This is a genomic window from Psychromonas marina (genome assembly GCF_030161115.1).
GTDB lineage: Bacteria > Pseudomonadota > Gammaproteobacteria > Enterobacterales > Psychromonadaceae > Psychromonas > Psychromonas marina.
In genome coordinates this window covers 203,178-222,665 of the sequence record NZ_BSPQ01000019.1, presented here as the reverse complement: position 1 = coordinate 222,665, position 19,488 = coordinate 203,178, and the positions used below count along the sequence as shown (strand labels likewise).

Sequence of the window (19,488 nt, the reverse complement as noted above, 5' to 3'; positions counted from 1 at the left end):
TAACTTTCTGCTATACATTATATTGACTAAAAGTTGGTTTTATGAAGAAAATTATTTTAATAGTAAGCTCCATTTTATTCTCGTCAACAGCCCTTTCCTTATCCTTAAATCAACAGCGGGTGATTTATAGTGAAGCGCAATCATTACAAGGTCAGGAACTTTGGGATGAAGCAAGTAAAAAGCTAGCTTCTATCCCGGTTTATCCTCTTAACTATTTACTTGAGTACCAAAAAATAAGAGCCGATTTTTCGCAATATAATCCGAGTCAGGTAAATGATTTTATTGAAAAAAATAAAGACTATAATACAAGTTATAGCCTACAGCGTGAATACCTCTACTACCTCGCGAATGATCAAGCTTGGGAAGAGTTTCTCGATTTTTATCCAAAAATGCCTCGCAGTACCAAACTCAAATGCTTCTATTTTCAAGCAAAAATGTCGCAAGGGAAACAGCAATCTATTTTTCCAGAGGTCAAAAAAGTTTGGCTAAATGGGCGCTCACAACCCAATGCTTGTGATGCTGTTTTTGATTATTATTTAGATCAACAGATGATCTCTGAATCATTAATTTGGCAACGCTTTGAACTGGCTTATCAGACCAATAAAAAACCATTAATGAAATACTTAATGAATATGATGCCTGACAATAAAAAGCAACTTGCGCAGCAATTATATGATTTGAATGTAAAGCCTGAATCACTTGAGCAGAGTAAATTATTTAGTGCACGATCACAGACAAGTTACTCGTTTTTACCGGTATTATTAAAACGTTTAGCGCGTCGTGATATTCAATTAGCAATACAAACCTATGATTTTTACGATCAAAAAATTGCCTTTTCAAAGGCTGATGAAATCGCACTTAAAAAATATTTTGTATATCGAATTTTAATCAATAATGAGCAGGAGTTATTACCTTGGTCTGATAAAGCGTTACTTAAATTATCTGATGTTAAGTTAATGGAGCAGCGCATCCGCCATGCTATTAAATATAATAATTGGCCTGATATTGAATATTGGATAACCCAATTACCGCATGAGGTATCTCAAGATACTACCTGGCAGTATTGGCAAGCACGTGTTTTAGAGGAAAATAAAAAATTCAAAGAGGCCAATAAGTTATATAAAGAAATATCTGGGGAGCGAAAATATTATAGTTTCTTGGCAGCACAAAAATTAGGCCTTTCTTACCAATTAAATGCACAAATTGTAATGCCTAAACCAGCAAGTTTAACGTCACTTCAAACACGTCTGGATCATATTGAAGAGCTTAATTTTCATCAATATACACGTTTAGCAAAATCTGAGTGGGAAGCGTTATTGAAAGGGCGTGATCGTGATTTGCAACGTCAGATTGGTTTGTATGCTTACGATAAGGGCTGGGCTCATTTCTCTGTGCTTGCGAGTATTCGCTCAAAAAGTTGGAGTGCAATTAATATTCGTTTTCCAGAAGTAAAACCTGAACTATTTGCGGCAAACGCTTCTAAGTATCAACTTCCTTCTAGTTATATTTATGCTATTACAAGGCAAGAGAGTGCTTTTGATCAATTTGCAAACTCTCCGGTTGGTGCTACGGGGTATATGCAATTAATGCCTGCAACGGCGAAAGAGACTGCACATAAGATAGGCTTGGTTAATTATAAGGAAAAAGCGCAACTAACTGAGGGAGAGATTAACGTACAGTTAGGCACTGCGTACTTTAATGGGTTATTAAAACGTTATGAGGGTAACCGTATTTTAGCAACAGCAGCTTATAACGCAGGACCTCATCGTGTTGACCGTTGGAAAAAGGATGGTAAAGGACGTGCTAGTAAAGCCCTAAGCATGGATAGCTGGGTTGAGGCTATTCCTTATAAAGAAACCAGACGCTATGTTAAAAATGTGCTTGCTTATAACGTTATCTATCAGCATGTATTGAAAAAACCGATGCAATTTTTCAATGAAAAAGAGTTACAGGCTTATTATTAACTATCTATTTAACCTTAGTTCTGGGTTTTGCTTATCCATTATTAAGGTTATTTAAGTTACCAGCAAGAGGATGGGGTGAAGTTGCTGTCTTGATCGGTTGTTAAGGTGGTGCAGCCACTATCGTTAAGCTGGCTTCCTTTGGCAACTGCTTGTAATGAATAGGTGGTAGTGCCTGCTGAAATAACAGTGAATGTATAATACTCACTATTAGCAAACCCAAGCTCAATTTCACTGTTGGAGTAGCTTGGGTTTAATATATGCAAGCTGGTTTGTTTTAGCTGTGCCTTGATAAGTTCTGTTTTTGCTTCAGCGCGACGTGTATCAAGCATGTAAGATTGATACGATGGGTAAGCAATACTGCTTATCACTCCGATAATAGCGATGGCAACGAGCAGTTCAACTAATGTAAAAGCAGTTGTTCTTTTCATAAAAAACCTTAATAGACTCATTCTAATTTGAGTGTAGTTTTTTATACCAATCTCACCAAGTTTTTATCGAGCGGTTTATCTGCAATTAGTCTCGGGTTATCAGGAAGGTTAGCTAAAAAGTTGCTGTACTACTTGTAACGTTTTATCGATTTGCTGGCAATCGGTGGGAGTGATAAAAATAGTGTCATCACCTGCGATAGTACCTAAAATACCTTCAGTTTTTCCAATTGAGTCAAGCATACGAGCAATTAACTGCGCTGCACCTGGACTCGTTCGGATAACAATTAAGCTATCGTTACAGTCGATATCAACAACAAGATTTTTAAGCGGGCTACTTGTTGTCGGGATACCTAGTTCTGCTGGTAAACAATAAACCATCTCACGTTTTGCGTTACGTGTTCTCACTGCGCCCGATTTACTTAGCATGCGTGAGACTTTAGATTGGTTAATATTATGAAAACCAGCCTCTTGCAAGGCATCAACTATTTCACCTTGTGAGCTTAAGCGCTCTTTTTTTAATAAGGTTTTAAAAAAATCCATCAAATCAGTCGAATGTTTCATATAATATAACTCTGTAAAGTAATTATGCTTATCATAATTAATCTTATCTTATTTACAATAGGTTAATTTGCAAAACAAATGCATAACTATTCATTTTTATATAAAGCACCTTTTTTGTCAGTCAATTATCAACGTTATAGTTATTCTATAGGTAGTGAGATGAAGATATTTTTTCGAAGTGGCAGTATTGCATTATTGTTGGTTTGTTCTCAGCATTCATCTGCTGTCGATACCAGTGAAAATATGTCGGTAAACTTTGTTACTGAGGCAAATTATTACCCTTTTGAATATTTAGATGATGCAAGTGAGATGCAAGGCTTTGATATTGATGTCGCCAATGCAGTATGCCGTGTTGCAAATTTAACCTGTAAATTTCACAATCAAAGTTTCGATAGCCTGTTGCTGACATTGCAGTTCGGGCGATTTGATGCGGCGATTGCCGCGCTTGATATCACTGCTGAGCGTAAAGAGAAAGTTGATTTTTCGGACAGTTATTATCAATCTCCCCCGGTTTTTTTAAGTGCAATAAAATCAAAAGAGCAGTTTTCTATCTCTGGAAAATTTATTGGTGTTCAATCAGACTCTTCAAATCATGACTATTTAATTAAGCACGCAAAAATAGATAGCTTTATTATCGCTTACGCCTCTTCATCTGAAGCCTTTTTAGATTTAAGTCATGGGAAAATAGATGTTGTATTTGCGGACCAAGCTGTGGTTGAGGATTTTTTATTGCAGGAAAAAAACAGCTTTAAATTTTCAGTGAAACAAACTGAAACTGTATTTTTAGACGCTTTTTCTGAGGGGTATGGTATTGCAGTTAAAAAAGGTAATACTGCATTATTAGAGCGTCTTAATTATGGTTTAGAAACGATACATAAAGAGGGGACCTATCAACAAATATTTAGCCAATATTTTAGTGATTAATCCCCTAGCAGCATACACAAAATGATAGCACACGATACAAGTCGATCTTACTCATACTAATTTATTAGCACCCTCAACATCGATCACATTTATTTAACATTTTTTACACATGTTTTTAATTTAGATTAAGATATTTTCATGTTGTCTTATTGTCATGTTAAATAACTATTTCGGAGTGTGTTATGAAAGTTGCAGTTCTTGGTGCCGCTGGTGGTATTGGTCAAGCCCTAGCTCTATTATTAAAATTAGATCTTCCTGAAAACTCAGAGTTATCACTATATGACGTAGCACCTGTTACGCCGGGTGTCGCAAAAGATCTTAGTCACATTCCAACGAGCGTTAAAGTAACTGGCTTCGGTGGTGATGATGCAACACCTGCACTTGAAGGTGCCGATGTGGTACTAATTTCTGCTGGTGTGGCTCGTAAACCAGGTATGGACCGTAGTGATCTTTTCAATATTAATGCTGGCATCATCAAGAACTTAGTTGGGGTTGTTGCAAAAGTAGCGCCAGAAGCTTGTATTGGTATTATTACTAACCCGGTCAATACCACTGTTGCAATTGCAGCGGAAGTGTTAAAAGCTGCCGGTGTTTACAACAAAAATAAACTGTTTGGTATTACGACACTTGATGTTATTCGCGCTGAAGAGTTTATTGCTGACCTGAAAGGGTTACCTGCAGAGCATGTTCGCGTAAATGTAATCGGTGGTCATAGTGGGACAACGATTCTTCCTGTTCTTTCACAGGTCCAGGGTGTTGCATTTACTGATCAAGAGGTGATTGACCTTACTGAACGTATTCAAAATGCAGGTACTGAAGTAGTAAACGCAAAAGCCGGTGGAGGATCAGCAACACTCTCAATGGCTCGTGCTGCGTCAGTTTTTGGTGTTCGTTTAGTACAAGCATTATTAGGTAAACAAGGCATTATACAAAATGCTTATGTAGATGGCGGTAACTCATGTTCACCTTTCTTCACTCAGCCTCTTTTATTGGGGATAAATGGTATTGAACGTGTCTTACCTTTTGGTGAATTGAGTGAATTCGAAGAGAAGAAAAAAGAGGAAATGTTAGAGGTTTTACATAATGATATACAGCTAGGTATTGATTTTGTAGCCAACAACTAGTCAATAATTTTACCCTCCATTTAAAAACCAGCTTAGGCTGGTTTTTTTAGGTCTATATTTTATGAGTAGATTGTTATAAATAATTAGGTGATATGGCGAAAAAAAATTAACAGAAAATAAATTTTAGTGTTTTAACTCCTTTCCATATTTCTTTATAGTGTCCGCTCTCAATATTAATTAGGCGTCAATATGGATTATTTACCTATTTTTACCAAACTAGAAAACCGCCCTTGTCTTGTTATTGGTGGTGGAGAGATTGCGCTTCGTAAAGTGCATCTTTTATTAAAAGCGGGTGCAAATGTCACGGTTTGTTCACTGGCATTCCATGCCAAGCTGCAGGAAAAAGCTGATGTAGGACAGATCAAAATAATACAAGGTAGCTTTAGCGAGTCATTATTAGACGATAAGTGGTTAGTGATTGCTGCAACAAACCAAAAAGACGTCAACAAGCAAGTTGCTGAAAGTGCAAATAGCCGCCAACAGATGGTAAATGTGGTGGATGACCCAACGCTTTCAAGCTTTATTATGCCCTCTATCGTGGATCGCTCTCCTATTATCGTTGCCATCTCAAGTGGTGGTAAAGCACCTGTTTTAGCGCGTTTAATTCGTGAAAGGTTAGAAGCATTATTACCAATGCATATTGGTCGTTTAGCAACAATCTCTGGTGAGTTTCGTCACCATGTAAAAAAAGCGATTAAAAGTGTCTCTTTGCGCCGTCGTTATTGGGAAAAACTTTTTGGTAATGGGCAGCTAGGACGACTGTTACAAAAAGGTCAGACACAAGATGCGATTGCTTTAATGGAACGTAGTTTGACTGAAGAGGTAACGAAAGGTGATGTAGCTCTAGTGGGCGCAGGCCCTGGTGACCCTTCATTATTAACATTAAAAGCACTACAACTTATGCAACAGGCAGATGTAGTGTTATATGATCGCCTAGTTTCCTCTGAAATTTTAGACCTTGTACGTCGCGATGCTGACCTTATTTCCGTCGGTAAAGAGGCAGGCAATCATGAAGTTGCGCAGTCGCGTACCAACCAAATGCTGGTGGAATTTGCACAGCAAGGCAAAAAAGTGGTGCGTTTAAAAGGTGGTGATTCGTTTATCTTTGGTCGTGGTGGTGAAGAGCTGGAAGAGTTGGTTGAATCGAATGTGGATTTTCAAGTGGTACCGGGTATTACGGCGGCATCAGGTTGTAGTGCTTATGCAGGTATTCCGTTAACACATCGTGATTATGCGCAATCAGTGACCTTTGTAACAGGGCATCGAAAACAGGATGGTAAAGAGCTTAACTGGCAGGCATTAGCGAGTAAAAATCAGACTTTAGTCGTTTATATGGGACTCATACAGGCAGAAGAGATACAAGCACAGTTACTACAGTATGGTCGTGGTGAAGATACGCCTGTTGCACTGATTAATAAAGGCACGACCTCTGACCAACATGTTGTGATTGGTAAACTCTCTGAACTAACTCAATTGGGTGGTGGTTTAAAAGGCCCTACGTTGATGATTATTGGTGAGGTAGTGAGTTTAGCGGACAAATTAGCTTGGTATAACCCTGAGCATAGCCATAAACTTACTCGTGACCCTTTTTTGGTTAATTTGGCCTAACAGCGCCTGTAATATAAGCGTTAAAGTGAGCTCATTTTGTTTGCTTTAGCGCTTCATGTCCCCTGTCAAAATATTTTCTCCCTTGTTTGACTTCTTAATAATAATTTTAGCCAAGCTATAAGAAAGGCGCCTTGGATGCTATTTTCTATTTTAGCAGCAACGATATAAGTCCTTGGTCACTTTTTAATCTACACTAAAGGTTTATTATCTTAAACAAGCTAACTTATGCAAATCTGCTCTCGATTAGGCAGGGGAATAGTGCTAGTTAGCTAAGATAATTGTTAATAAATAGTTAGCCCTTATTCGGCTTTGATTAATATATTAAGGAGTTATTATGCTAGGTGAAGACCACTCTCTGTTAAATGAATTTCCTAATCATAAAGAAAAAATCATCTCGTTAAATACAAGTGATAAATCATTTGCGGTAGATGCCAAAAGTTATCATCAGTTAGATACTGAAATTCGCAAACTTGAGCTAAAAAATGCCCCGATTGAAGATGATCCATTACATCAAATGAAACTTGATAGAGCATCTTTAAAAGATTCCTTATATCAACGCTTAATTGCAGCTCGTTAATGACCAATTAATTAAAAAGGTGAGTATTATTGTTAGCTAAAATATCCGCTAGCAGCACGGTGGATTTTAAGGTGATTTGGTACTCATTTTTTGTATCGCTGACTTGCATCGTTATCACTCTTTTAGTTAATTAAAGCACGGAGATATTCGTGCTTTGTATTACCTACAGTAAAAAAAGAGGACATCACTATTGATGTTTACGGTGATGTTAGCCCTACATAAGTTACTTAAACAAAGACTAACTCACGTTAACACTCTACCGCCTTTATTTAGTCAAACTCGCTAAGTGTTGGCTAATATCTAATAAACGATTAGCAAAGCCCCATTCATTATCACACCACACTAACATTTTAACTAAGTGACCATCGCTGACACGTGTTTGTGTGCCATCAATAATGCAAGAGCGTGGATCGTGGTTAAAGTCTATCGACACCAGTGGTGCTTCGGTATAACCCAGAATTCCTTGTAACTTGCCCTCTGAAGCCATTTTCAAACAATGATTAATATCTTCAATGGTGACGTAGCGATTAACCGTAATGCTAAGATCCATTGCGGTGACGTTAATAGTGGGAACACGTACTGCAATCGCTTCAAACTTATTCGCAAACTTAGGTAAAATTCGGCCAATACCTGCTGCTAGCTTTGTATCAACTGGAATAATAGATTGGCTTGCTGCGCGTGTGCGTCGTAAATCGGCATGGTAAGAGTCAATAACGGGTTGGTCATTCATTGCTGAATGGATAGTCGTGATGGTGCCACATTTTATTGTAAATGCGCTATCTAGAGCATCGATTACGGGGACGATACAATTAGTGGTACAAGAAGCACCAGAGATGAACGTTTCATCACCGCTTAACTGTTGGTGATTAACACCATAAACAACCGTCGCATCAACATCATTATCGGCAGGATGAGAGAAAATTACTTTTTTCGCCCCTGCTTGAATATGTGCTTGTGCATCACTTTTACTTCCGTATATCCCAGTGCAATCGAATACGATATCAATGTCGTATTGCGCCCAGGGTAAATCTTCTATTTTTTGATGACGTACTAAATCAATGCAATCATCTTCAATTTTTAAACTATTATCAGTTAGCTGTACCGAAAATGGAAAACGTCCATGTGTAGAATCATATTGGGTTAAATGTGCAATTGATTGTGGATCCGCAAGCTCGTTAATCACAACGATTTGGATCTCACCTTGACGGTTACTCTCATACAATGCGCGCAGCATACTGCGTCCGATACGGCCGTAACCATTAATAGCAATTTTGATTGGCATAATTGATCTTTACTTAAGTAAAAGAAACACATTGTAAAAGAAAATCAACCATATGTAATGTGCTTACGCAGGAGGGAAGTTATCTATTTGTGCCTCAATTTCTGAGGTGAGCGCCGATAATGCACAAAAAAGGCTGATAGGGGGGTCATTGCTATCGGGTAAAAGATAAGCCGCGTCAATTCAATCAGTGATTATTTCTTCATAAAAATAACCATTGAGGTAGTAGAAAGACATTTTAGTTGCTTGTTGTTATTAGGCTATCAAAATAATCAGTCCAAGACTGGTGCTCTCTTCCCGCGGCAAGGTGAAATTGACTCTCATTATCTGATTTACCTTCATATATGCCTTGGTAAATACCGGCGATAATGATGCCCATAAACTCCCCCAACTCATCGATTCGATCTTGGCGATATGCTGCAACACTTAACGGTGTATAACGTAGGTTTGTCGAAAAAGTACGACTGAGATGGTCAGTCAGTTGTTGTTGTGTGATGGATTGGCCATGCAGATTGTAGGTTTGCCCGTTATGCTTCTCTTCTAGCAGCATACGTGCGTAAGCATAAGCTAGCTCATTGCGGGTTACGTAACCACATTTTCCATCCCCTGCGCAGTTTGAAATAAAACCAGCCTTTTTGTAGGTCTCGATATATTCAACATCGGGCTCAATATAGATACCGTTACGACCAATCACCCATTGCATACCAGATGTTTTTACATCTTCTTCTGTCTGACGATTACTTTGTACAACGGGTGAAAAAGCGGTACCTTCATCCGCTCCTTGAATACTGGTATAAACGATTTTACTTACACCTGCAATTTTAGCTGCTTGCAATACGTTCCTATGCTGCTGTATGCGTAATTCGGGTGCTTCTTTACCAGATACCAAAAGCAACGTATCAATGCCTTGTAGTGAGTCCTGTAGTTTCTCAGGTGCATCATAATCACCTGAACGTACCTTTACGCCTAATGATTGTGCTTTTTTCTCTGTTCTGGCTAGTGCGATAATATCTTCTTTATTGCAGACCTTGAGTAGCGCGTGAACGATTTTTGCGCCTAACTCTCCACTTGCAGCGGTAACGGCTATTTTCATTTTGCTCTCCAGTGAGTATTAACTTGTTAGTGTAGGAGAGGTTATCCGATGTCACCACTGTCCACTAAAATCTACGCTCTGATTTATTTTTAAGAGTTAATGCTAAGGAGTCATTAACTGATGTGGTTATTTCCTTTAGTGTAAATAAAATAGTATGAGTGAATTAAGTCAATATGGCTTAACTAGCGGTTGAATAGAAAAGTGTTACAACAAATAATTAATTTTTGATAGGTTTAATAAAAAGTAAGGCTAGTTTGAGTTCCGGTTCAGACCAGAAATAGGCAGGCATAAAAAAGCCGTAATAGAAATTAATCTATTACGGCTTCTAGAATGTGGTGGCCCCTCCCCGACTTGAACGGGGGACCTGACGATTATGAGTCGTATGCTCTAACCAACTGAGCTAAGGGGCCTAATAAGTATGGCGATTATATAAGGTAGTAATTTTTCTGTCTAGTGTATGGCTTGCTGTTTGCTTGTTTATTCAGCATAGTTCGCAAAATAAGTCATTAAAAACAAAAAACATTGCAGTCGTTATTTTTTTTATGGGTAATTCGCTGAAAGGGGGAGGTGGGGTATAGGTAAAATTGTTATCTTTTGATGTTTATTGTGAATAAGTTGCAATAGCCTAGAAACAAAAAATACTTTTGAAAATATTACTCGTCTAAGAAGCTACGTAGCGCTTTAGCTTCGATTTGACGGAGTCGTTCCCGTGGGGCATTAGGTCTAGTTCGAACTGTTATCTGCTGATGTCTATTATATTCCAGAAACAAAAAATCCTGCCGTAGCAGGATTTTTAACTAGATAAATAACCGAGAGGTTACTCGTCTAGGAAGCTACGTAGTTGCTCACTACGGCTTGGGTGACGAAGTTTACGTAGTGCTTTAGCTTCGATTTGACGAATACGTTCACGCGTCACGTCGAACTGCTTACCCACTTCTTCTAACGTGTGGTCAGTGTTCATATCGATACCAAAACGCATACGAAGTACTTTCGCTTCACGTGCTGTTAAGCCTTCTAATACGTCGTTTGTCGCATTTTTCAAGCTTTCGCTTGTTGCACAATCAACCGGAAGCGCAATCGTAGTATCTTCGATAAAGTCACCTAAGTGAGAATCTTCATCATCACCGATTGGTGTTTCCATTGAGATTGGCTCTTTAGCAATTTTTAATACCTTACGAATTTTATCTTCAGGCATCATCATGCGTTCAGCAAGTTCTTCTGGTTGTGGCTCACGACCCATCTCTTGTAACATTTGACGAGAGATACGGTTAAGTTTATTAATCGTTTCAATCATGTGTACAGGAATACGGATAGTACGTGCTTGGTCAGCGATTGAACGAGTAATTGCTTGACGGATCCACCACGTTGCGTAAGTAGAGAACTTGTACCCACGACGGTATTCAAATTTATCTACCGCTTTCATTAGACCGATATTACCCTCTTGGATAAGATCTAAGAACTGTAAACCACGGTTAGTGTATTTTTTAGCAATAGAGATAACCAGACGTAAATTAGCTTCTACCATCTCTTTTTTAGCGCGACGTGCTTTTGCTTCGCCGATGCTCATATTACGAGAAATTTCTTTCAAGTTAGCAATTGTTAACGCAGTTTCCGCTTCTACTTGCAGCATTTTACGAATACAACGGCGTAGATCTTCATCGAATTCTTTAATGCGTACCGCATAGTCAGACTCAATCGCATAAATTGCATTTAACCAAGCATCATTTGTTTCGTTGCCTTTGAATAGGCTGATGAATGCTTTTTTAGGCATTTTATTCTGTTCAACACAGATTTTTAATACTAAACGTTCTTGAGTACGTACAGTGTTCATTGAAGTACGAATTGATTTAACCATACGGTCAAACTGTTTTGGTATTAATTTAAACTGTTGGAAGAACTCTGCTTGCTCATTGATCGCTTTACGCGTTTCAGCATGACCACGGCCATTTTTAGCAATTGAGGCTTCAACGACAGTATTTAATTTACGTAGTTCAGCAAATTTTTCTGCAGACTCTTCAGGACAAGGACCCTTAGGACCCTCTTCCTCTTCTTCTGCTTCAGCGACTACGCCATCAACTTGATCTTCTTCTTTAAGTTGGGTATCAGTAAGCTCTGAACCGATATGTGTTGCACTAACTGCTTGCGTCATCTCATCGTTAGGATCAACAAAACCACTGATCATATCAGTTAGTTTCATCTCTTCAGCTTCGTAGCTATCCCAGTTATCTAATAAGCCAGTGATCGTTGCAGGGTATTCAGATACTGAATTTTGTACCTCTTTAATCCCTTCTTCGATACGTTTAGCGATAACAATTTCGCCTTCACGTGTAAGCAGTTCTACGGTACCCATTTCACGCATATACATACGTACTGGATCGGTTGTACGACCAATTTCTGATTCTACCGTTGCTAAAACTTGTGCCGCCGCTTCAACTGCATCTTCATCGGCAGTATCACTACTTTCTTCGCCTAGACTAATTTCGTCAGCGTCAGGAACAGTCTCATAAACCTTAATGCCCATATCTCCGATCATCTGGATGATATCTTCAATTTGTTCAGGCTCAAAAATGTCTTGTGGTAAGTGATCGTTAACTTCGGCGTAGGTTAAAAATCCTTTTTCTTTACCTTTAATTATAAGCTCTTTGAGCTGTGACTGAGGTGTTTGAGCCATAGATACCGTCCAAAATAGAGAGATGTAATAGAAAAATTGCAAGCGACAGATTATACGCCTTAAAAGTAATTTTTTCCAGTTTGATTAATTTTGTTTTTGTTCGCTCAACAGTATTGCAAGTTGTTGTGTTTCTTCTGTTGTTAATGCTTCACTTGAGCGCGCTTTTTGTTTTAAATATTCAATTTTATTATTTAGATGAAGATTAAGAAATTTTTCTAATGTATCTAGAAACTGATCTTCATATTTATCTTCTTTTATATTGTTTTGCCAAACGGCTAATTGGTTCAATTGTTTGCTTTGTGGCGTTTCACGCCAATGTTCAAGCAACTGACCTGTAGTTATATTGGGACTCACTCTGCAAATATCAAGGAGTGAGTTTAATAAATTTAACCCTGGTAGTTGAATTTCTTTAAATTCAGGGAATTCGGGTAATCCATAAGCGATATTTGGGTGCTGTAATAAAATAGAGATCGCCAAACGCATTGGAGTAGTTTTATTTTTAACCGTTTTTTTCTGCTGGTTTTCTTCTTTAGGCAGCAGCTTTTGTAAGCCTTCTAATTCAATGCCTAGTAATTTAGTTAAACGCTCTTCCATCATCTGTCTAAAGATAGACTCATTGAGTCGACCAATCAGTGGGATCGCGAGTTGTGCCAGTTTTGATTTGCTGTCACTACTGGTCATATCAACTTGGGCTAACAGTTGCTGAAATAAAAAGTCTGATAGGGGCAATGATTGGCTGATTAAAGATTCAAAATTATCTTTACCCTCTTTTTGCACAAAGCTATCAGGATCTTCACCATCAGCTAAAAACATAAAGCGAAGTGTGCGACCATCTTGAATATACGGGAGGGCGTTTTCTAACGCACGCCAAGCAGCTGCTCGACCCGCTTTATCACCATCAAAGCAGCACACAATTTCGCTAGTATTACGGAAAAGTGTGTGGATGTGATCCGGTGTTGTCGCTGTACCAAGTGAAGCAACCGCATAGTCGATACCGTACTGTGCTAAAGCAACGACATCCATATAACCTTCAACGACTAAAATACGCTTAATATCTTTATGGGCTTGTTTGACTTGGTATAAACCGTAAAGCTCTTTTCCTTTGTGGAAAAGCGGTGTTTCAGGAGAGTTAAGGTATTTGGGTTCTTGGTTGTCAAAAACACGTCCGCCAAAACCAACAACACGACCACGTCGATCTAAAATAGGGAACATTAAACGATCATTAAAGAAGTCGTAACTACCACCCGTTTCACGGTTTTTTATCATACCTGCTTCAAGCAGTTGTTTTTCTATTTCAGCGGAGTTAGAAAAACGCTTGTAAACATTATCCCAGCCTTCTGGGGCGTAACCGATTTGAAAGTGCTTAACTGTTTGACCAGAAAGGCCGCGACCTTTCACATAATTGATCACTTTTTCACTGTTTTTATGTTGAGAAAGTTGCTGCTGATAATATTTTGCAATATCCCCCATCAGGATATACATATCTTTGCGATCAACGTAAGGAGTTGGTTGTCCGCCTGTGTGTGTCGACTCTTCTCGAGGAACTTCAAGACCTAATTGAGAGGAGAGGGTATCAACGGCATCAACAAACTCTAGCCCTTCATATTCCATTGCAAAAGTAAGTACATTGCCACTCGCACCGCAATTAAAGCAGTGGTAAAACTGTTGCTTATCATTTACAGAGAAACTGCTGTCATTATTACCATTATGGAAAGGACAACGTGCGCGATACCCTCCACCTTTTTTCTTCAGTTTTACGCGGCTATCAATAAAGTCAACGATATCGGTACGTGCAATTAATTCATCAATAAAGTGTCTTGGAATACGTCCAGCCATGAAAAAACCTTAAAAATTAATACTTAGTATCTAGGGGAAGTGAGGTGTCTTATACCAATTTGTATCATATTTTGTTGGTTAAAATAATTGAATGCGTTTTGCTTATCATTCATTTTCTTCAACAAGCTCTGAATACAATATTATACGTAATGGTAATATTAAATTAGTATGGTCATTATAAACAAAAAAGCCTCAAACTTATTGCTAAGTATGAGGCTTTTTTTATTCAAGATAACGTCGGTTTAAACTAAGCCCGCTCTTACGAGTGCACTTACTTCTCCCATATCCGCTTTTCCTGAAATATCTTTTTTGAGCACGCCCATAACTTTACCCATGTCTTGCATGCCACTTGCTCCTGTTGACGCGATAGCCTGCTCGATTAAAGCTTTCACTTCTTCAGAGGTCAGTGGTTGGGGCAGAAACTCTTGCAATATAGCAAGTTCTGTCTTCTCTATATCAGCAAGATCAGCTCGATCTGCTTTTTCAAACTGAGAAATTGAATCTTTACGCTGCTTCACCGATTTGATCACAACAGCCGTCACTGCGTCATCATCTAGTTCAATGCGTTCATCAATTTCAATTTGTTTGATCGCGGCAAACAACATACGGATAGTTCCCAAACGGGTCTTATCCTTCGCTCGCATAGCGAGTATTTGTTGCTCTTTTAATCTTACTTTCAAAGACATAATTAACCTTTATAAATCAGTTGATTAGTAAAGGCGAACGCGGCGTGCGTTTTCACGAGAAAGTTTTTTCAGGTGACGTTTAACTGCTGCTGCTTTAGCGCGTTTACGTACTGTAGTCGGTTTCTCAAAGTACTCACGTTTACGAGTCTCAGCCAAGATACCTGCTTTTTCACAAGAACGTTTAAAACGACGAAGTGCTACGTCAAATGGTTCGTTTTCACGAAGTTTAATTACTGGCATGTGCCTATTACCTTTATAGTTACGGTCGTAAAGCGACCAATGCATTTAAAATGGTGCGAGATTTTAATCCTATTTAGGGTGAAAAGTAAAGGATTACCGAACTTAATTTACACAAATAGAATAAAAGTTATTGTAAACCCTTAATTGATCCAAAAAAACAGGTAAACTACGCGTCTTTTTATAAATAATACTAGGGATACGCCCGCTATGCGAATTTTAGGCATTGAAACATCTTGTGATGAAACCGGCATCGCGATTTATGATGATCAATTAGGCTTGCTTTCACACCAACTTTACAGCCAAGTTGCGGTGCATGCAGACTATGGTGGTGTTGTGCCAGAACTGGCTTCTCGTGACCATGTGCGTAAAACTATTCCTTTAATAAAAGAGGCATTAGCGGCAGCTAATTGCACTAAGGATGATATTGATGCGATCGCGTTTACTGCGGGCCCTGGGCTTGTTGGTGCATTGCTCGTGGGGTCTTGCATAGGGCGTAGTTTAGCTTTTGCGTGGGATAAACCTGCGATTGCAGTACACCATATGGAAGGGCATCTTCTTGCGCCAATGTTGGAAGAAAATAAACCTGAATTTCCATTTTTAGCGTTGCTTGTTTCTGGTGGACATACGTTGATGGTGCAAGTTGATAATATCGGCGAGTACACAGTGTTAGGTGAAAGCATAGATGATGCAGCAGGAGAAGCATTCGATAAAACTGCGAAGCTTTTAGGGCTTGATTACCCTGGTGGGCCACGATTGGCTAAAATGGCTGAGAATGGCGTAGAGGGGCGTTTTGTATTTCCTCGCCCGATGACCAATAAACCCGGTCTTGACTTTAGTTTTAGTGGCTTAAAAACCGCGGCTGCGATTACGATTGCTAAAGAAGGTGATGATGCGCAAACGCAAGCTGATATCGCACGTGCTTTTCAAGATGCTGTGATTGATACAATCGCAATAAAATGCAAGCGTGCACTCAAGCAGACGGGTTTAAAACGTCTTGTTGTTGCCGGTGGCGTGAGTGCTAATACATCATTACGTGAGCAGCTTGCTATTTTAATGAAAAACAATGGTGGGGAAGCGTTTTATCCGCGTAATGAATTCTGTACCGATAACGGTGCCATGATCGCTTATGCGGGTATGCAACGTCTAAAAGCGGGGCAGTTTGAGCCATTAGCGATTAAAGCAAAACCACGTTGGCCATTGGAAACTTTAGTTAGTACTTCAACCTAAAAAATTGATATAATAAGTGTCACTTTTTGCTTTTACTTTTAAAGAGTTTGAATAATGACACTTGACAAAAAAAACACTAAAAATCAAATCAATGTAAATGACTTTGAGGCTTATCAAGACGATGAAATAGACCTCCGTGAGTTAGTTAAAGTTATATGGAATTATAAATGGTTAACCGTTGCAATGTGTGCGGTCGCAATTGCAGGCTCTGTTTTTTATGCTTTGAATGCACAAGAGTGGTGGGTTGCTAAGGGGAAAGTGGTAAAGCCTCAATTAAATGATGTTGGAGTACTTTACTCTCAGAGTAAGAACGTAGGTGCAATTATAAATGCGTCTAATGCAACGGCCGATAAAAGTGATGTGCGGGAATTAATGGGCCTTTTTGAACCCAATACATTATTTAACACTTTTATCATTTCATTTAATTCATCATTAAATAAAAAACTATTTCTGGAAAATAATAGTTTCTTTCAGCAATATTTAACTAACCAAGGCATAAAGATCCCAAGTGCTGAATTAACAGCAGAAAACGAATTAATACGAGAGTCTTTCAGAAAAGAACTCAACAATTGGATGTCTCAGATAAAAGCATCACATGACCCCAAAAATGGCGAGGTATCGCTCTCTTTTCGAACGGATAGAAAAGACTCATCTGCTTTATTATTAAACCAATATATAGATTTTGTTAGTGAAAAGGTGAAATTGAATCAATCTGAAAAATTTGTGTTGTTTGTTAATTCAGCAAAGCAGGAGCTCTCTGTTTCTCTCGAAATTACTAAAAAACGTGTTGAGCAAGAGCTTGCGGTTATGCTGAAAAAAACTGAGTATGCTTATCAAATTGCATCACAGGCAGATCTATCTGAATACCAAACAAGCCGTAATCCTGATGCGGAGTTATTCGAGATTAATTTAGGTGAAAAAGCGTTAAAAGCCAAAGTAACTGTACTAAAATCTCTTACTGATTTTAGTATTTTAGACCCGAGTATTTTACAAAAGCAGATTACTTTAGATGCGTTAAATAACCTAAAGCTTATCGATAACCAGTCATTTGTACCTTTTCGTTATTTAGAGGTTGTCGAGCCACCGTTTTCTCGCGCAGAGCCTAAACGTGCTTTGATTGTTATTTTAGCCACTTTACTCGCGGGTATGCTGTCTATTTTTATTGCGCTTGTACACTACTTTTTAACTAAAAAAGAGAATTAAAATAGTCTGTTATTGATATTGGTAGTTTGAAAAACCCGCAATTTTGCGGGTTTTTTATTTGCAGGGAAAGTGAATTAAATAAATTAGTTCAATAAAAATTATCGTTGTTCTTCTTTTAGCCAAATTGCGACTTGCTTAGCAAAGTAGGTTAAAACACCATTTGCACCTGCGCGTTTAAAGCAAAGTAATGACTCCATTACACACTCTTTCTCTTTCAGCCAACCATTATCAATGGCTGCTTTATGCATCGCATACTCACCACTTACTTGATATGCAAATGTTGGCACTTGTAGTTCAGTTTTTACACGGCGAACAATATCAAGGTAGGGCATGCCTGGTTTTACCATCACCATATCTGCACCCTCTTCAATATCAAGTGCGACTTCATGAATCGCTTCATCACTGTTGGCAGGATCCATTTGATAGGTCGATTTATTACCTCCCTTCAGATTACTTGCACTGCCGACGGCATCACGGAAAGGACCGTAATAATTAGAAGCGTATTTTGCACTGTAGGCCATGATTTGCGTATTGATATAACCTGCATTCTCTAAGGCTTCGCGTATCGCGCCAATACGTCCATCCATCATGTCTGATGGTGCGACTATGTCTGCCCCTGCCTGCGCGTGTGAGAGGGCTTGTTTGACGAGTATTTCCGTGGTTATATCATTTAATACGTAACCCTCTGCGTCAATAATCCCATCTTGACCATGTGTGGTAAAAGGGTCGAGTGCAACATCGGTGATCACGCCTAATTCAGGGCAAGCTTCTTTAATGCGCATTACCGCACGTTGGGCAAGTCCATCTGCATTGTAAGCTTCTTCTGCCATCTCAGTTTTTATCTCATCTGGCGTTACTGGGAATAAAGCTACAGCGGGGATACCTAATGCTTCAAGTTCGATACACTCTGTTACTAATAAATCCAATGAAAGACGCTCAATACCTGGCATTGAAGGAATCGCTTCACGGCGATTTTTACCTTCTAAAACAAACATTGGGTAGATTAAATCATTTACTGATAACTGGTTTTCAGCAACTAAGCGGCGTGAGAAATGATGTTTACGTAAACGACGTAAGCGACGTGCTGGAAAGCTTTGTGAACCTTTCGGAGTGCTCATGGCTGATCCTTTATTGTTTTTAAATCAAAGATTAAAGTTTAAAAAATAGTTTACTGTTTTGCTCTGTTTGTTGCACTAATTGTTTCAGTGATTCGCCTCGCGCATTTGCAACAGCTTGCGCGATATAAGGCAGATATTTTGGTTCATTACGACTAGATTTAGGTTTAGGGCGCATAGATCTTGGTAATAGATAAGGCCCATCGGTTTCAATCATTAAGCGATCTTGTGGAATTAATTTAACCAGGTCAATAAGTTCGCCACCACGACGTTCATCGCAAATCCAACCGGTTATACCAATATGCAGGTCTAAGGCTAAACAGCGTTCTAAGTCTGCTTGTGAACCTGTAAAACAGTGCAATACTGCATTAGGAAGTTGCTTGATATAAGGTTTTAACAATTCAATGAAGCGCTCATTAGCATCACGTTCATGCATAAATACCGGTAATTGCAGTTCAACAGCGAGCTCAAGTTGTTGCACAAATGAAAATTCTTGCTCTGCAGGTGTAGAAAAATTACGATTAAAGTCCAAACCACACTCGCCAATCGCTTTAACCTGTTTATTTACTGCTAGCTTACGCAAGGACTCCAGGCTTTTATCATCAAAGGTTTTTGCATCATGAGGATGGATACCCGCTGTGCAATAAAGATAATCAGGGTGCTGTAAGCAAAGCGCTAGCGCTTGCTGGCTCTCTTCGATTGATGTGCCAGTTACCATTAATGCATTGACGCCACTTAATTTTGCATTTTCAATCACCAGTTCAAGATCTTCATGGAAGCGCTGATTAGTGAGGTTGATGCCGATATCGATCATAATTTTCCATCTATTTTTAATAACAAGTAAAGACAAAAAAGGGGTAAATAGATTAACTATTTACCCCTTTTATTTTAAGCATTAATGCTTAGGAATCGTTACAGAATAACTTGTTCTAAATTATTTCCCAAAAAACTT

The 19,488-nt window shown here is 38.7% G+C and carries 17 protein-coding genes and 1 tRNA gene; 7 read left to right on the top strand and 11 right to left on the bottom strand.

Translation table 11 applies throughout. From position 1 onward, the window contains the following. Positions 1–41: 41 nt before the first annotated feature. A complete protein-coding gene (locus QQK09_RS17265) occupies positions 42–1,964 on the top strand; it encodes a transglycosylase SLT domain-containing protein (RefSeq protein WP_284205412.1) in 1,923 nt (640 codons plus the stop codon). Between the two features lie 56 nt (positions 1,965–2,020). Here the strand turns inward: QQK09_RS17265 and QQK09_RS17260 are convergent, their stop codons facing one another. Continuing rightward, entirely contained in the window at positions 2,021–2,392 is a 372-nt protein-coding gene (locus tag QQK09_RS17260) for a type IV pilin protein (protein ID WP_284205411.1), read from the bottom strand. A 108-nt stretch (positions 2,393–2,500) separates the two neighbouring features. After that, positions 2,501–2,953 (bottom strand): transcriptional regulator ArgR, encoded by a 453-nt coding sequence (argR, locus tag QQK09_RS17255; RefSeq protein WP_284205410.1) that lies wholly within the window; start codon positions 2,951–2,953, stop codon positions 2,501–2,503. A gap of 159 nt (positions 2,954–3,112) precedes the next feature. On the opposite strand from argR, the gene QQK09_RS17250 reads away from it, so the two are divergent. The 4 genes from QQK09_RS17250 to QQK09_RS17235 all read left to right on the top strand — a co-directional run bounded on the left by QQK09_RS17250 (position 3,113) and on the right by QQK09_RS17235 (position 7,186). Next, entirely contained in the window at positions 3,113–3,877 is a 765-nt protein-coding gene (locus tag QQK09_RS17250; protein ID WP_284205409.1) for a transporter substrate-binding domain-containing protein, read from the top strand. 182 nt (positions 3,878–4,059) lie between these two features. After that, on the top strand, positions 4,060–5,001 hold the full coding sequence (gene mdh, locus QQK09_RS17245; RefSeq protein WP_284205408.1) for a malate dehydrogenase: 942 nt from the start codon (positions 4,060–4,062) through the stop codon (positions 4,999–5,001). Positions 5,002–5,190: 189 nt separating this feature from the next. Further along, a complete protein-coding gene (gene cysG, locus QQK09_RS17240) occupies positions 5,191–6,609 on the top strand; it encodes a siroheme synthase CysG (protein ID WP_284205407.1) in 1,419 nt (472 codons plus the stop codon). A 334-nt stretch (positions 6,610–6,943) separates the two neighbouring features. Continuing rightward, positions 6,944–7,186 (top strand): HP1242/YdcH family protein, encoded by a 243-nt coding sequence (locus QQK09_RS17235; RefSeq protein WP_284205406.1) that lies wholly within the window; start codon positions 6,944–6,946, stop codon positions 7,184–7,186. Between the two features lie 265 nt (positions 7,187–7,451). Here the strand turns inward: QQK09_RS17235 and epd are convergent, their stop codons facing one another. From epd to rpsU, 7 genes are all read right to left on the bottom strand, one after another. Beyond that, positions 7,452–8,468, bottom strand: coding sequence for an erythrose-4-phosphate dehydrogenase (gene epd, locus QQK09_RS17230; protein WP_284205405.1), 1,017 nt, complete (start codon positions 8,466–8,468; stop codon positions 7,452–7,454). A 235-nt stretch (positions 8,469–8,703) separates the two neighbouring features. Continuing rightward, positions 8,704–9,558, bottom strand: a complete 855-nt coding sequence (locus tag QQK09_RS17225; RefSeq protein WP_284205404.1) for an SDR family oxidoreductase — start codon at positions 9,556–9,558, stop codon at positions 8,704–8,706. A 333-nt stretch (positions 9,559–9,891) separates the two neighbouring features. Then, positions 9,892–9,968, bottom strand: a tRNA-Ile gene (locus QQK09_RS17220). 407 nt (positions 9,969–10,375) lie between these two features. Beyond that, positions 10,376–12,229 carry an RNA polymerase sigma factor RpoD gene (rpoD, locus tag QQK09_RS17215; RefSeq protein ID WP_284205403.1) on the bottom strand — a complete coding sequence of 618 codons (1,854 nt, stop codon included), beginning with the start codon at positions 12,227–12,229 and terminating at the stop codon, positions 10,376–10,378. An 84-nt stretch (positions 12,230–12,313) separates the two neighbouring features. After that, complete coding sequence (gene dnaG, locus QQK09_RS17210) at positions 12,314–14,065, bottom strand: DNA primase (RefSeq protein ID WP_284205402.1); 1,752 nt, start codon at positions 14,063–14,065, stop codon at positions 12,314–12,316. Between the two features lie 242 nt (positions 14,066–14,307). Beyond that, on the bottom strand, positions 14,308–14,751 hold the full coding sequence (locus QQK09_RS17205; protein WP_284205401.1) for a GatB/YqeY domain-containing protein: 444 nt from the start codon (positions 14,749–14,751) through the stop codon (positions 14,308–14,310). A 24-nt stretch (positions 14,752–14,775) separates the two neighbouring features. Next, positions 14,776–14,991: a 30S ribosomal protein S21 gene (rpsU, locus tag QQK09_RS17200; protein ID WP_015464331.1), complete on the bottom strand. Its 216-nt coding sequence runs from the start codon at positions 14,989–14,991 to the stop codon at positions 14,776–14,778. 207 nt (positions 14,992–15,198) lie between these two features. On the opposite strand from rpsU, the gene tsaD reads away from it, so the two are divergent. Next, entirely contained in the window at positions 15,199–16,218 is a 1,020-nt protein-coding gene (gene tsaD / locus QQK09_RS17195) for a tRNA (adenosine(37)-N6)-threonylcarbamoyltransferase complex transferase subunit TsaD (RefSeq protein WP_284205399.1), read from the top strand. A gap of 54 nt (positions 16,219–16,272) precedes the next feature. Further along, complete coding sequence (locus QQK09_RS17190; RefSeq protein ID WP_284205398.1) at positions 16,273–17,421, top strand: Wzz/FepE/Etk N-terminal domain-containing protein; 1,149 nt, start codon at positions 16,273–16,275, stop codon at positions 17,419–17,421. A gap of 98 nt (positions 17,422–17,519) precedes the next feature. Here QQK09_RS17190 and hemB read toward each other — a convergent pair whose 3' ends face one another. Both hemB and QQK09_RS17180 read right to left on the bottom strand, forming a co-directional pair. Then, positions 17,520–18,539 carry a porphobilinogen synthase gene (hemB, locus tag QQK09_RS17185; protein ID WP_284205397.1) on the bottom strand — a complete coding sequence of 340 codons (1,020 nt, stop codon included), beginning with the start codon at positions 18,537–18,539 and terminating at the stop codon, positions 17,520–17,522. Between the two features lie 31 nt (positions 18,540–18,570). Next, positions 18,571–19,350, bottom strand: a complete 780-nt coding sequence (locus QQK09_RS17180) for a TatD family hydrolase (RefSeq protein ID WP_284205396.1) — start codon at positions 19,348–19,350, stop codon at positions 18,571–18,573. Positions 19,351–19,488 lie beyond the last annotated feature (138 nt).

What these genes read in the sequence shown, in the direction of transcription:
- QQK09_RS17265 (WP_284205412.1), top strand. Translation starts at nt 42, where the DNA reads ATGAAGAAAATTATTTTAATAGTAAGCTCCATTTTATTCTCGTCAACA.
- QQK09_RS17260 (WP_284205411.1), bottom strand. Translation starts at nt 2,392, where the DNA reads ATGAAAAGAACAACTGCTTTTACATTAGTTGAACTGCTCGTTGCCATC.
- argR (WP_284205410.1), bottom strand. Translation starts at nt 2,953, where the DNA reads ATGAAACATTCGACTGATTTGATGGATTTTTTTAAAACCTTATTAAAA.
- QQK09_RS17250 (WP_284205409.1), top strand. Translation starts at nt 3,113, where the DNA reads ATGAAGATATTTTTTCGAAGTGGCAGTATTGCATTATTGTTGGTTTGT.
- mdh (WP_284205408.1), top strand. Translation starts at nt 4,060, where the DNA reads ATGAAAGTTGCAGTTCTTGGTGCCGCTGGTGGTATTGGTCAAGCCCTA.
- cysG (WP_284205407.1), top strand. Translation starts at nt 5,191, where the DNA reads ATGGATTATTTACCTATTTTTACCAAACTAGAAAACCGCCCTTGTCTT.
- QQK09_RS17235 (WP_284205406.1), top strand. Translation starts at nt 6,944, where the DNA reads ATGCTAGGTGAAGACCACTCTCTGTTAAATGAATTTCCTAATCATAAA.
- epd (WP_284205405.1), bottom strand. Translation starts at nt 8,468, where the DNA reads ATGCCAATCAAAATTGCTATTAATGGTTACGGCCGTATCGGACGCAGT.
- QQK09_RS17225 (WP_284205404.1), bottom strand. Translation starts at nt 9,558, where the DNA reads ATGAAAATAGCCGTTACCGCTGCAAGTGGAGAGTTAGGCGCAAAAATC.
- rpoD (WP_284205403.1), bottom strand. Translation starts at nt 12,229, where the DNA reads ATGGCTCAAACACCTCAGTCACAGCTCAAAGAGCTTATAATTAAAGGT.
- dnaG (WP_284205402.1), bottom strand. Translation starts at nt 14,065, where the DNA reads ATGGCTGGACGTATTCCAAGACACTTTATTGATGAATTAATTGCACGT.
- QQK09_RS17205 (WP_284205401.1), bottom strand. Translation starts at nt 14,751, where the DNA reads ATGTCTTTGAAAGTAAGATTAAAAGAGCAACAAATACTCGCTATGCGA.
- rpsU (WP_015464331.1), bottom strand. Translation starts at nt 14,991, where the DNA reads ATGCCAGTAATTAAACTTCGTGAAAACGAACCATTTGACGTAGCACTT.
- tsaD (WP_284205399.1), top strand. Translation starts at nt 15,199, where the DNA reads ATGCGAATTTTAGGCATTGAAACATCTTGTGATGAAACCGGCATCGCG.
- QQK09_RS17190 (WP_284205398.1), top strand. Translation starts at nt 16,273, where the DNA reads ATGACACTTGACAAAAAAAACACTAAAAATCAAATCAATGTAAATGAC.
- hemB (WP_284205397.1), bottom strand. Translation starts at nt 18,539, where the DNA reads ATGAGCACTCCGAAAGGTTCACAAAGCTTTCCAGCACGTCGCTTACGT.
- QQK09_RS17180 (WP_284205396.1), bottom strand. Translation starts at nt 19,350, where the DNA reads ATGATCGATATCGGCATCAACCTCACTAATCAGCGCTTCCATGAAGAT.